Origin of the sequence: Micromonospora sp. NPDC005252 (genome assembly GCF_042872475.1) — a bacterium.
Taxonomy (GTDB): Bacteria; Actinomycetota; Actinomycetes; order Mycobacteriales; family Micromonosporaceae; genus Micromonospora.
This window is the reverse complement of record NZ_JBIAKN010000029.1, coordinates 1-12,748: the sequence shown is the minus strand read 5'-3', so window position 1 is coordinate 12,748 and position 12,748 is coordinate 1. Positions and strand designations below refer to the sequence as shown.

Below are 12,748 nucleotides of genomic sequence, written 5' to 3'. Positions count from 1 at the left end.
GCGCCGTGCCCTTCCAGTCGGGGTAGGTCACGTTCGCCTCGCCCCAGATTTCTCCGTCCATGCCTTCTCCATTCTCAGCCTGTCGCCTCAGGTGCGAGCGTATGGCAGCGCGCTGTCTGCTGTCGCAGGCCTTCCGTCGCGCTGGGATTGACGCCTCTTCAACCGGCTCGCCGGTACCGGCGTGACGGAGCAGGTTTGAAGGTCCGCTTCTACACGGATCGGCGGCGCCGCCACCACCGCTGGCGCTTTGGTGTCAGCGGCTGGTCGCGGCGCTGCCGTACCGCCTGGGTCAGGGCGCCGACCGCCTCTTCGAGCGCGGTGTCGGCGGCCAGCCGGCGGGCGGCTGCGGCCTTGGGCCGGTACAGGCTGTCCTCCGCGTATGCGCCCATCGCCTCCATCGCGACGACGCCGAGTTCCGCCGCGGCGGCGGTGACGGCTTCATCAGGTAGCAGTACCGCCCGGCTGATCGCCGTCGTGAGTCGCTGGACCGGGACGCCAAGCACCGTCTCCGCCGCCGTTTTCGACCGTTCGTGGAAGGCCTCCACCACACGGCTGGCCATCGCCGCGCCGTGCGCCCCGCCCGAGCTGTGTCGGCCGGCCTGGTACTCGACGAAGGCGCGACCGAGCGCCATCAGGCGTGGCGGCCATGAGTTCCACTGCGGCTGCTGCGTCGCCATCACCATGCGAAGATCGAATACAGCAGCGATCAACTCGCCGCTTACCATCTCGATCTTGTCGTTCACGGCGGCATGGTCGGCCCGCTCTTGCTGCCGTCGGCTACTTCGCTGATTCCATCCGACACCGGCCAGAGTGAGCACACCACCGACGAGTGGGCCGACAAGCACCGTGAGGAAATCTTGCATGGCGTCGACCCTGGCCCGTCCGCCGGTGGACCGACCGGCAACGCCACACGGACGAACGTACGGAGACTACAGACCGGACCTCCTACGCCGACGGCGGTTATTGGCAGGAAAGCGTATTCGATCGGTGGAAGTTCGCCGGCATCTGACCGGACGCAATCACCGACCGCTTGTACGTGTTCGCCCGCCTGCGCTGGTGGGCAGGGCTGGGGCTGGTAGTCGGAGTGGCGGGATAGCTGGGGGGGGGGGAGTACCCGCAGATGGTCGACAAGTAGTTCTTCGAAGCCGGTGGTCAGCGCGGGCTGGGCCTCCAGCCTCACCACCCAAGTAGGCGAGGTTGTGGCGGGCAGGTAGGTATCAGGGTGGTCAGGCCGAGCACCCGCTGGTAATCGCTGAGCAGCGTCTCGAGGGCGGCACCGGCCGGATGCCACTAGCGGCACGGCAGAGGGGATAATCAAGTCGTGGAGAATTCGGCGAGTTGGGCACAACGACCGCTTTACGTCGTCCTGTTTAATACGGACGAGGAGGGTTCGGACCAGCCCATACGGTGGGAGCCGTTCGGTGCGGGCGAGCCGGGAACCGTTCCCCACCACCTCGACGGGGCAGTCGCGGCCGCGTTGCCTGCGCTCTGGTACTGCCTTCACCTGCCGAACGACCTGACTCAACTCCTCGACTTGCCGGCGACGGTCATCACCGCGTTGCAGCGTCTCGATCTCTCGCATGACATCCTCCTCATGCCGACGAATCTCTTCACCGAAATGCGCGTCCGTGCCTTGGCCAAGGCAACGCAGCCGATGCTGGTCATTTGTCCAGATGATCAACTCGACCAGGTCGCACCCATCTCGGCGAGCCTCGGGTTTGCGTTGGCCGCGATCGGCTTCTCACGTCTGTCCGACGAATCTCTCCGCGAACACTGGCGCCAGATTCATCGGCACCACCTGCCCAACCAGCCCTACCTCGGACGTGAACCGAACCTGCCCGGGCGACTTGATCTGGCGCCGGCGGCCCTGCCGACACGGTGGCTGGCAAGGCAATACAGTGATAAACCGTGGGCAGAAATCGGAACAGACTCCGAAATCGACTCACTCGTGAAGGAAGCAATCCGCCTTCTCTTGATCAATGCGGCGACGAACGCACTCGATCAAGCGGGCGCAACACCAGAGGAAGCCAGTGCCCGCTGGGACGACACAATTGCCCAACAGTTCAAGCGGTTCTCGCCCGTCATCGCAGTGTCGATGCCGGGCGTCCCCGCTAGCTACTCGCGAATGGCGCTGAGCGCGGGCGCACGGTCGCGGGTGCGTCGAATGCCTCCTCTCGATCCTGAAGACACGTGGTCACTGGAGATCGGGACGAGACCCGATTCCCTGGCAGAACGAGCGGCGATCGAACTCGTCGTCACCCGGAGAGCGGTCGGACGAGGCGGCATCGGGATTCCCCTGCCCGAGGTCCCGCAGGACGCCTTCACTCAACTGGCCGAGCTCGAACGGCATTTTGAGGGGACTGTGAACAGCGCCAAGGTGTGGCGGATGCTTGAGAAGCTCAACCATGCAGCCAACGTGTCCTGGACTCCGGGTGTCCTCACGGCCATCAGTCGCGCATCGATGATTCACGCCTACACGAACTTTCCGATCGGCCTCCTGCGCCTGCCGTCTGACAGCGCTCCACTGATGACGCGCGTTCCCATCGCATACCGGCCTGTTATGCCCCTGACCCGTACGCTTCAGCTGGAACTAAGCAGATCTCCCGGTATCATCCTTCGGCGCCGTTGTAAGGTTCTCGTGGCCGAATGCATCCCAACATCTGATCCGGTCGGAGTCGCATCCCGTCAGGGCTGGGACGTTTCGGAACAGTATTTTGCGGGGCAGGCGCCATTGGTGGAGCTTGAGCGAATTGAGGCCTTGTCAATAGCCGAACTGCGAGCTGCCATCAAAGCCCATAAACCTGACATTCTCGTAATCAGCGCACATGGCTCGCTCTCACGCGATAGTAATATCGCCGCATTGGTGATCGGGGAGGACCTGTGCCTCGGACCGGAACTGGACGAGGTGCCACCAGTGGTCATCCTGAGTGCCTGTTATACGGCCCCTCGTGGCCGGGCTGTCGTGGGCGTTGCTGATCTTTTGCTTCGGCAAGGCGCGTTGGCCGTTCTGGGCACCCAAGTCCCGGTCGATGTTCGCCAAAACGCCACGCTGATGGTCCGCTTCTTCGTCTATATCGGCGAAGTGCTGGCGGGTCGGGAATCTCATTCCAACCTTCTCGAGGTCTGGCACCGCACCCAAACGTCGAATGCGATCAATGATGTGCTTTGGAGCTCGCGCTCACTACACGATTGGGGAATGAGCCGCACCGAATCAGGCTCGTCGGTTCTCGCTGAGTTCATGGAACGCTGGTCCGTTGGTCGCCTTCGACGAGGGCACATATACTCCGACACTGAGACGGTGCTGTGCGAGATGGCGGAATCCATGGGAGTTGGACTGCAGGTCCGAAACTGGTTAAAGCGTCCGGGTTACGTACCCGAGTCATTCTTTTATGTCTTCGTCGGCCGGCCTGATTTGATCTACTTCGACGACCCCTTCGGTGAGGCCGGCTTTGCCTGACATTGCGCAGCCGAGACGGTGCCGCATCGGTGGTTCGTACGAGTGATCGGGCCGTGTGCATCGATTCACGGCCCGATCGATCATCTCCGGGCCTAGCCCCAAATGCCCGGCTTGCCGGCTATTGTGCTAGATCTGGAACCGTCCGTGGTCGGTGCCATACTCCGACAGTCACGCCGGGTGCCGGCGGTCCCGATGTCGGCCGCGTCCGAATCCGTCAAAGGCTGATCGGATCCTGGTCTGCGGCGAGCGCCGGGGCCCGTTGATTGGTGACTGCCCAGGACGCGCGCCGCCGGGGTAGTTGATTCGACCGGGCTGGGACTGGCAGAGCAAGATATGGCCATTGCTTATCAATCTGCGACCGGGTGCGGTCGCAGATCGGCAATGGGAGCGGGCGGCGCCCGCCGCGTCGGCCTGGCCGACCTTGTAGCCGCTGTCGTTGACGCGGCCGGCAACGCCGGGGGCGCACAGTGGCGTCAATGGACAGTGAGCAGCCTGCCCCGCGCCGCAAGGCCCGCCATCGTGCCCACAATCGGCCCGCTCGCCCGCTCGCCCGCTCGCCCGCACGCCGTGTTGCTCAGGCTGTCCGACGAGGAGAAGTCAGCGATCGACGCAGCGGCGGCGATCGCGCAGCTGACCGCGACCGGTTACGCGGCGAAGGCCGCGGTCGCCGCCGCCTATGCGGCGCAGGCACCCGGTGCCGCGACCGGCGACCTGCGCGACCTGCAGCACGAGTTGTTCGCCGCTCGCCGCGCCGTGGTGATGTTCGGCAACAACGTCAACCAGGCTGCTGCGGCGTTCAACGCCACCGGCCAATTGCCCGATTGGGCCGCCGAGGCCATCCGGCTCTGCGAGGCGGCGGTGGCCCGGCTCGACGAGGTGATCTCCCGGATCGACAGGAAGTTGCGGTGATCACGCGGGTGCACCGGCGGGGCTCGCGGGTCGGCGGCCTGCTGCGCTACCTGTGGGGCCCAGGCAAGGCAGAGGAGCACGTCGACCCGCACCTGGTGGCTGCCTGGGACGGCGCGGGCCCCCTTGCTCATCTGGAACCGAAGGTCACCGCCAGCGGCAAGTTGGACCTCCGCGGGCTGACGGCGATGCTGGAGCAGCCGGTCCGCGCCGGCTACCGCCCGCCGACCAAGTTCGTCTGGCACGCCAGCATGCGGCTCGCCCCCGAGGATCGGCACCGCACTGTCAGTGACACGACCTGGGCGAACATGGCGGTGCAGATGCTCGCCGAGGTCGGCGTCGCCACCACCGCCACCGACCCGGGCTTGCGGTGGATCGCTATGCGCCACGCAGACGACCACATACACATCGTCGCCACGCTGGTGCGCGAAGACGGCCGTACCAACTGGCTGCGCAACGACTACCCGCGCTGCGTCAAGGCCACGTACAACGTCGCCCGCCGCTACAACCTGCACCGCCGGGTCCCGCCGGTTGACCGCACCGCGCACCGCCGCCCACACCCCGCTGAGGTCAGCAAGGCCCGTCGCACCGGCCGCGCCCAGACGCCCCGCGAGGAGCTGCGCCGGCGGGTCCGCACGGCCGTGGCTGCTGCCGGGTCGCAGCAGGAGTTCTTCGCCCGGCTACGCGAGGCGGGAATCCTGGTCCGGCTGCGGCGCAGCAGCAACGATCCCCGGCAGATCACCGGGTACGCGGTGGCGCTCCCCGGCGCACGGACGGCCGGCGGGCAGCCGGTGTACTTCGGCGGAGGCCGGCTGGCGCCGGACATGACCCTGCCAAAGCTGAGGCTGCGGTGGGGCACCCTCACGCCGCTGCCGGCATCGCCGAGGGTCGGCCGGACCGAACGGGTCGACGCTATGAGCCAGGCCGCCAAGGTGGTCACCGTGGCCGCCGAGGACATCCGCCGCGACGCCCCTGCCGCGCCCGGACGAGCGCAGGCCACCGCGGTCGGCGCAGCGGACCTGCTCACCAGCCTGGCCTACACGGTGGAGGGTGACCGGCGCGGGCCGCTGCACCGGGCAGCCGAGGTGTTCGACCGAGCGGCCAGGGACCTCTACGGGCGGGTCCAGAAATCCACCGGCCGTCCCCAAGAAATGCGGGCCATGTCGCGCCTGGTAGCGCACCTGGGCCGCGTTTCCGGCGACGACGACGTGATCGCTGCCCTCGCGCTGGTGATGGACCTGGCGCGGCTCGCCGACACCCTCGAACAGCTGAGGAGTGCCCAGCAACGCCTGCACCAGGCCGAAGCGGCCCGGATCGCAGCCGACGCACTGCGGCTGGTAGCCGGCGGCCGGCAACGGGCGGTAACGCTGCCGCTAACTCCGGCGTCAACACCCGTACCGACAGTGGGAGGCGGCCGGCATACCGGGCGCGGCCGCTGAGCAGGCAAGGGAGGTCACGTGCCGCACCCACAGCAACACGAAGACTCGATGGCCGAGACCCGCCAACAGTTCATGCAAGGGCTGGCGACGATGGCGACCGTCGGCGAGGCCGGCGCCCGCTGGGCCGCCGTCGGGATCCAGAACAAAGCCGCCGAACGGGAACGCGAGGCTCGACGCGACCAGGCCGCCGCGATGGCCCGCCGCCAAGCCGACCGGCTGGCAGCGAAGGTACGAGCGGACCGCGAGCGGATGGCAGCGTCGTTGGACGGCGATTGGCTGGTCAACAAGGCCACCTTCGCCGAAGCCGCCGCCGTCTGGCGCACCGCGACGATCCACGCCAGCAGCGACCCGGTAGCCCAACGAGCAGCAGAGTTCGCCGAGCAACGGCTGCGGCAGATCCGCCCGGACCTGATGGCCGCCTACGACCGCCACCGGCAGGCCGGAACACCTATCCCTGAGGCCATGCGTACCGCCGCCCGGGAGATCTGGGAGCGCGACACCCGCGCAGGTCACCGCCCGCACGGCGGAGCTCGCGCGCACGGCGGTACGCCCGACCGGCGGGGGATCACCTCGGACGGTCCAGCAGCGCTGCCACCCGGTGGTCGTGCGATGGTCGACCAATTCGACGCCGCCGTCAGGCAGGAGGCGATGAAGCTGGCCGAGTACGTCCGGCCGGAGGCTCTCGACGAGTTGCAGCGCCAGTGGCGCGCCACGGGGAAGCTCGCCGCTGGCGATCCGGTGCAGCTGCTCCGCGACCTTGCGGCAGAGATGAACCAGGCAATCAGGGTCGGTGCCGCCGACGGTCAGCCGGTAGAGGCGATCCGCCTCGCGCAGAGCCACGTGGAGGAGTCCCTGGCCCGCGACCTACAGGGCCGGGCGGCTGCCGAGCGCGGCGAAGGAGTCCGCGACGGCGGGACAATCGACGATCCCCGTACCTCGGCTAAAGAGCACGCAGCCGGGCAGTCGGCAGGCATGCTCCACGACGACAATGCCGATCACAGCGTCGCCTCTGCGGCTGCCGTCCACCACGCTGACACGCTTGCGACGCCGGCTTGGGTACAGGCCTTCCCAAAGCTTCGCGTCGCCCAGGTCAACCCCGCAGTCGCCGGGAAGCAACCTGCGGTAGCGGTCACCGCTGTGCCGATGCGGGGCAGGACACGATGACGGCCACCACGTCGCAACGGACCAGCACTGAGGCCGCTACCCAACTCGACGAGCTCGCTGCCGAGGTGGCGAGACTGGCGGCGCAGGTTGCCGAGCTGCAGCAGGCCCGAGCCGAACGCGCCGACGCTGGCGACGGGGATGATCAGCCGCCGCTGTACTCGACGGTCGAGCAGTGGGTGACCACCTACCTGCTGCCGACCTTCCCGCGCCCGGTCGGCGAGGTCGGCATGACCCGGTGGCACTGGTGCGAGCAATGGTGGCGCCACGACGAAGCGGTCATACGGCTGACGGCCCTGTGGTACGGCTGGGAACAGGCGCGACTACAGATGACCGGCATGCTGCCATGGCTGCGGGATCTCGGCCACCAGCTACCCATCCTGCACGGCGACGACGGACCTCTCCGCAACTGCGGCGCGGGCAGCGACCTCGGAGAGGCGCGACACCACTCGTCGTCGGAGGTTCCGACTCAGCCCGCGCCTGAGGATTGGTGGAGTTGGTGGGACTGACGCTGCATCGGGTGCTGCAGCGGCGGGGTCGAGAGCAGCGCTGGCGGGACGGCAGTCAAGCCGTCCCGCTGGTTCGTGCTGACTCCCGAAGCTGCGGCAGTTCGTCGGAGCTGGCCGACCAGGATCATCCCGGATGGCCTGACTAGGATCACTGTCGATAGGTCCAAGATGCCCGATGCCTGAGCCTTATTTGTTAACAGATTCCGGCGCACCGTCGAGTGCACACTCGACGCCCTCTGGGTTGGGCTTTAGCTTCGCCTCGTGAACGATTTTGCGAGAGCGGTTTCTCAGGCAGACGTGGCCAGGCTCGCGGGAGTCGCGAGGGCTGCCGTCACTCAATGGCGCCGGCACGACGACTTCCCACCGCCGGTGAGCGGTAGCGGCGACCGGTTCCATCTTGGCGAGGTAATCGGTTGGCTCGACGGGCGGCGCGTTCCCGCCAACCGCCAGGTGCCGGGCGAGAGTGTCGTGGCCACCTATGGTGATCGGGTCAGGCAGCGCCTACGTCCCGCCCCGCGCGCTGACATAGACCCGATCCCGCAATCACTGCGCGCATTGGCTTCCGATGTCTGCGGTGGCGCGCCCCGGACCGATTTCCTTTACCTGCTGCTCTGCCTGGCGTTCCTGCGCCTGAATGACCAGGATCGCTGGGTGCAGGTGACCCGGCATCTCCCCGCTGCCGGTGATGCGGGAACGGCCCGGAAGCTGCTGCGGTTCGTGGTGGCCACAGTCGACGCGTCCCTCGGTCACCCGGACCTGCTCAGCAGCTCGGATGCCCCGCCGACGCGGCTGCGGCCCCGCACCTTCGAGCCGGTGCGCAAGGTGGTCGTGCTTAGCGCCCACCTCGGTCCTGGCGCATACCACCAGCTTCTAGCCGAATATGTGCGGGAGACGCGCGGTCGCGACGGCGTCATATCTACGCCGACAAGCGTCGCCCGCACCATGGTCGCCCTGCTGAGCGGCCGCAACGTGCGGGGCGAAGTAGCGGTCTACGACCCCTTCGCTCGCTTCGGTGAACTGTTGGCCGAGTTCAGGCGGACCTCCGCTGGCGAGGCTGTAGTGCAGATGTATGCCGAGCACCCACATCCGGCCGACCTGCGCCTTGCCGGCATGTCGCTGGCGGCGACGGGTGCGACCCCCGAACTGGCCGTGACGTCCTCGCCGCCATCGGGTGGGGCGAACGTCCTGCTGACCAACCCGCCGTTCGACAAGAAGGAACAGCCCATTTGGTTGCGACGGTGCATCGCCGCGCTCGCCGACGACGGTCGTGCCGCTGTGCTCATGCCCTACGGCGCCGGGTACGCCGCTGGTGCCCGGGCGTACGACACCCGCCGTGAACTCGTCGAACAGGGTGCTGTGCACGCTGTTGTGGCGTTACCGGCGCGGATGTTTCCAGGGAGCTCGATCGGCGTCTGCGTCTGGCTGCTGGGAAAGCCGATAGGCCGCGCCGCGCCTGTACACATGGTGGACGCGCGCCATCTAGGCCGGCCGTCCGGCCCTCAGGCGAAGGGCGTGTACGTCCTTGACGCGGCGGACATCGCGACGATAGCGGCGACGCTCACGGCAGCCGAGCCACAATCCGGCTTCAGCGTCGTGGTCGCGCCGGACGAGGTCCGGGCCCACGGGTACTCGCTCAACCCGCCGGAATACCAGGACCGCACGCTCGCGCGAGCCTCCGCGGATGCCGCGCGCGCGGAGCTGGATGCGCTGACCGTCGCTCTCGACCTGCCCCCCTACACGACGGGCACCGATGAAGGTTGGCCCGAGCATCGTCTGCGCGACCTCTGCGAGATCCGCAGCGGCGTGCCGCCACGCCCGATCAAACGGGCGATGTCCCAGGCGCGCACCGCGCGGGAGGCAGTGCCCGTCGTCCACCCGCGGCATTTGCGGGACGGCCTCATCGAGGCGGGCGACGCACCGGACGCAGACCTCGACACCGTTGAGCAGCAGCACCGGCTACAGACCGGCGACGTGCTCTACGTCCGGACCGGAGCTATGGGACAGACGGCAATCGTGCGCCCCAGCGAATCCGGCTGGCTGCCACACAGCAACCTGCTCCGGCTGCGCGTTACCAAACCGGCCGAGCTGGATCCCGCTTATCTGCAGGCGTACCTGTCGCAGACAGTCGTGCGGGCCCGCATCCGCGACCGATCAGTCCGGTCGCTCACCACCTCATTGAGCACTACGACACTCGGCGACCTGGTGATGCCGCTACCTCCGGTCGCCGATCAGCGGCGGATCCTCAATGCACTTCAACTGGTCGACGACGAGATTTCCATGATCGACCGACGGCTCGCCGCTGCCCGTGCCACCCGGACAGCCTTTACCCGGCACCTCGTCGACGGCACCGTCGTTCTTTACGGAGAGGAACCCTCTTGAGCAGCTCCAGCAGCACCCACCTGTGGATCCTCGTGGTGGGCCTTTCGGCACTCGTCGTAGCGCTCATCACCGCGATGCTCAAGACAAGCACCGGCTCGTCAGCGGCCGAGGCCACCATGGCCGCCGGAGCTGCTTTCGCGACCGCTTTCGGTTTAGGTCTCGGCATCCTCGGGACGCTGTGAGGCAAGACCTGGCAGGACGCCCAGGCCATCTGCGGCGGACCGTAACACTCGGTCGGCGGCAGATGAGTTACCTGACTCGGGGTGTAACTGATGCTTCATCCGCGCATTATCCCATATCACTATTTTGTGGGCGCTTGGCCTTTCACTAGAGTTCGCCTAGCTCCCCATAGGTCGAATCCATCCGCGAGGGGCTACTGCCGAAGTGCACCTACGGTAAGCTCGACCTCGCATGCGCGAATCGGTCAATAGCTGGAGCTAATCATGCCTGACGGCGAAGAGTTGCATAGCCTTTGGGATGGGTTCGAGATTTATGATGATCGCAAGTCCAGCCAAATAGAGGAAGCTTTGCAGGGCGGAATCGTCGCACTCGACACCAATATCCTTCTCCACCTGTACAAGTGCGGCTCAACCGCTCGAAGTCAAATCTTCGACGTGCTTGAGGCGGTGTCCAGCAACCTTTTCATGCCAGCCCAGGTGCAGGCGGAGTTTTGGAGGAACCGCGACAATGTCATCCGTGAAGTTATTACGACGAGCTCATTAGCTGGTCTCCGTGAAGCTCAAAAGAAAGCACTCGCTGAAATTAAGGCCTGGCGTCGCCGCACAATGTCAACGACAGAGGCTGACGAGCTAGCACAAGATATTGAGAAGGCGTTCCGCCGGGTTCTCACCCGTGTCAGTTCTGATGACGGAGGTAGGGGAGTAAACCTCAAAGCGGCCTTGATTAGCGCGCACGACGATTCCATCCTGCAGCGGCTTCTGGAACTTTTCGAGTCTCGCGTCGGATTACCCTATGATCCCGATAATTTTAAGGCATACGTGCGGCAGGGGCGTGAGCGTTTCGAGCAGCGCATCCCACCTGGCTTCATGGATGGAAACAAGCAGGGGCAAGTTGAGGAGGGAGTGGGTGACTATCTCGTCTGGGAGCAGTTGATAGATCGCGCATCGAAGACAGGGAAGGACTTGCTATTCGTAACCGACGACGAGAAAGAGGATTGGTGGCGCGTGGAGGTCAGTGGCGAGCCGATAGCCGCTCGAATCGAGCTAATTCAAGAGATGCGCCACCGCGCTGGCGTTAATCTCCACATGCTGCGGCGACCTGATTTCCTTGAAGTAGCTGGTCGACTGTTCGGTGTAATCGTCGATGAAAGCACAATCGACGATGTCGAGACACCAGACCCGACTTCTGATTCTTCATCCGCAATACCTGCTTCTTGGACCCCCAGTCGGCTCGAATCGTTACTGCTGCGCCTCGAGGGCATTGGGGCAGAGAGTCAAGCGAAGGTTCTCCGCTATGCGGCAGGGCCCGGATCTGGGTTTATACCTCGCGCCAAAGTCTACGAACTGACAGGGTACTCGAGGGATAGGCTCTTGGTGGGCTTTACGAAGCCAGTCGTCAACTCCACAAGATATCTTCAGGGCTTGGGACTGCTTCCCGAAGGCCTCGACGCGGCGCTCGAGGCAAGCTACCAAAGGCCAGGAAAGGCAGACGGTTTTAAGGTTCCGGAATCGGTTGTAGGAGCGCTGAAAGAGTCGCCTCCTGAGAATTCGCCCGACCTCAATGGTCAATAGCCGGCGTGATTGCAAGCGGTCAGGCTGAGGCGTTGTAACTCATCTTCCAGGTATACGAGCGCGGCGATCGCGACGGTGTCGACCCCGGTGCCGGTGTGCGCGACGATGCGTCGGGCCGCCCCGATCGCCTCGTCCGGGCTCGTCGCCTCGAACAGCAGCGGCACAAGGACCCGTACCGCAGCACATCTGCCGTCGATGTCCTCCAACAGCCGGGGATGCCGTTCGATGAGTCGGGCGAGGCGGTGGTCGACCACCACGTCGAGCATGGGCTGTGCCTGCCGTTGCAGGGCGGCCCGCAGCTGAGCCCTGCCGTTCGGCCGTCGCAGCAGGTCCGCCGGGTCCGCGCCGGCATTAAATTCAGCCGCCAGCAGCGGGCCGGGCAGGGGTTGCTGGCGGAGCAGTTGCCAGGCCCGGTCCACTGCACCACGGCCGGCCGGGTCCGCATCGAATGCCGCCACGATGCCCCGCGCAGCGCCAGGCAGCTCCCGCACAATTGCGGCCTGGTCGTCGGTCAGCATGGTGCCGCACGGCGCGAGAGCCACCGCTCCTGCCCGGCGCGACCGGGAGTAGGACAGCCACACTGCGAGGACGTCTGCCGGTCCTTCGACCAGGACCGGCGCCCACCGATCGTTGAGGCGATCCTGCTGCTCCGCGACACCGAACAACAGTCGCCCCTTGTTGTAGATCGCGGTGTCAGGGCTGTTGATGTATTTCGGCACACCATCTGCGGCGCCGGGGCCGGCGCGGCCGAGGAACGCCACAGCATGGCCGCCCGGGTTGCGCACCGGGAAGACGACCCGGTCCCGCAACACGTCGATGAGTCGGTCTGGATCCCCTCGGGTGCGGGTCGACAAGCCCGCACCGACCAACTCCTCTGCCGTGAAGCCAACCGCGCGCAGATGGCGCGTCAGTGAACTCCATCCAGGTGGGGCGTACCCGACCCGCCACGGCCACTCCCGCTGCACGACGACACCAAGACCGCGTTCGGCGAGATACGCGCGAGGGCCGTCGGCGTGCTCAAGCTGAGCTCGGTAGTACGTCACCGCGGCGTCGACGGCTGCCAGCAGCCGCTCAAGCCCGGTCCCGCGCACCGGGGATGTCGGTTGGTTGAGTCGAGGTGCGCCCATCGCCTACCTCCGATATCCA

General features: G+C 66.2%; 10 protein-coding genes. 8 read left to right on the top strand and 2 right to left on the bottom strand.

The annotated features are described in order from the left end of the window. Positions 1 to 209: 209 nt before the first annotated feature. On the bottom strand, positions 210 to 863 hold the full coding sequence (locus ACFYPH_RS31055) for a hypothetical protein (RefSeq protein WP_387186660.1): 654 nt from the start codon (positions 861 to 863) through the stop codon (positions 210 to 212). 458 nt (positions 864 to 1,321) lie between these two features. Between ACFYPH_RS31055 and ACFYPH_RS31050 the strand changes: the two genes are divergently transcribed. The 8 genes from ACFYPH_RS31050 (at position 1,322) to ACFYPH_RS31015 (ending at position 11,602) form a co-directional block, all read left to right on the top strand. Next, positions 1,322 to 3,457 (top strand): CHAT domain-containing protein, encoded by a 2,136-nt coding sequence (locus ACFYPH_RS31050; protein WP_387186658.1) that lies wholly within the window; start codon positions 1,322 to 1,324, stop codon positions 3,455 to 3,457. Between the two features lie 483 nt (positions 3,458 to 3,940). Then, a complete protein-coding gene (locus tag ACFYPH_RS31045; RefSeq protein WP_387186656.1) occupies positions 3,941 to 4,366 on the top strand; it encodes a hypothetical protein in 426 nt (141 codons plus the stop codon). Beyond that, the gene (locus ACFYPH_RS31040; RefSeq protein ID WP_387186655.1) at positions 4,363 to 5,802 is read left to right on the top strand and encodes a relaxase; all 1,440 of its coding nucleotides are present in this window, start codon (positions 4,363 to 4,365) and stop codon (positions 5,800 to 5,802) included. The genes ACFYPH_RS31045 and ACFYPH_RS31040 overlap by 4 nt, the downstream gene beginning before the upstream one ends. A gap of 48 nt (positions 5,803 to 5,850) precedes the next feature. Further along, a complete protein-coding gene (locus tag ACFYPH_RS31035; RefSeq protein WP_387186653.1) occupies positions 5,851 to 6,966 on the top strand; it encodes a hypothetical protein in 1,116 nt (371 codons plus the stop codon). Beyond that, complete coding sequence (locus tag ACFYPH_RS31030; protein WP_387186651.1) at positions 6,963 to 7,472, top strand: DUF4913 domain-containing protein; 510 nt, start codon at positions 6,963 to 6,965, stop codon at positions 7,470 to 7,472. The genes ACFYPH_RS31035 and ACFYPH_RS31030 overlap by 4 nt, the downstream gene beginning before the upstream one ends. Positions 7,473 to 7,733: 261 nt before the next feature. Then, complete coding sequence (locus ACFYPH_RS31025; RefSeq protein ID WP_387186649.1) at positions 7,734 to 9,851, top strand: N-6 DNA methylase; 2,118 nt, start codon at positions 7,734 to 7,736, stop codon at positions 9,849 to 9,851. Next, positions 9,848 to 10,033, top strand: a complete 186-nt coding sequence (locus ACFYPH_RS31020; protein WP_387186647.1) for a hypothetical protein — start codon at positions 9,848 to 9,850, stop codon at positions 10,031 to 10,033. The genes ACFYPH_RS31025 and ACFYPH_RS31020 overlap by 4 nt, the downstream gene beginning before the upstream one ends. Before the next feature lie 261 nt (positions 10,034 to 10,294). After that, on the top strand, positions 10,295 to 11,602 hold the full coding sequence (locus tag ACFYPH_RS31015; RefSeq protein ID WP_387186646.1) for a PIN domain-containing protein: 1,308 nt from the start codon (positions 10,295 to 10,297) through the stop codon (positions 11,600 to 11,602). Here ACFYPH_RS31015 and ACFYPH_RS31010 read toward each other — a convergent pair. Then, entirely contained in the window at positions 11,596 to 12,729 is a 1,134-nt protein-coding gene (locus ACFYPH_RS31010) for a toprim domain-containing protein (RefSeq protein ID WP_387186645.1), read from the bottom strand. The genes ACFYPH_RS31015 and ACFYPH_RS31010 overlap by 7 nt on opposite strands. Between the last annotated feature and the right edge of the window lie 19 nt (positions 12,730 to 12,748).

Coding starts and splice junctions, on each gene's coding strand:
- ACFYPH_RS31055 (WP_387186660.1), bottom strand. CDS start 863: ATGCAAGATTTCCTCACGGTGCTTGTCGGCCCACTCGTCGGTGGTGTG.
- ACFYPH_RS31015 (WP_387186646.1), top strand. CDS start 10,295: ATGCCTGACGGCGAAGAGTTGCATAGCCTTTGGGATGGGTTCGAGATT.
- ACFYPH_RS31035 (WP_387186653.1), top strand. CDS start 5,851: ATGGCCGAGACCCGCCAACAGTTCATGCAAGGGCTGGCGACGATGGCG.
- ACFYPH_RS31030 (WP_387186651.1), top strand. CDS start 6,963: ATGACGGCCACCACGTCGCAACGGACCAGCACTGAGGCCGCTACCCAA.
- ACFYPH_RS31010 (WP_387186645.1), bottom strand. CDS start 12,729: ATGGGCGCACCTCGACTCAACCAACCGACATCCCCGGTGCGCGGGACC.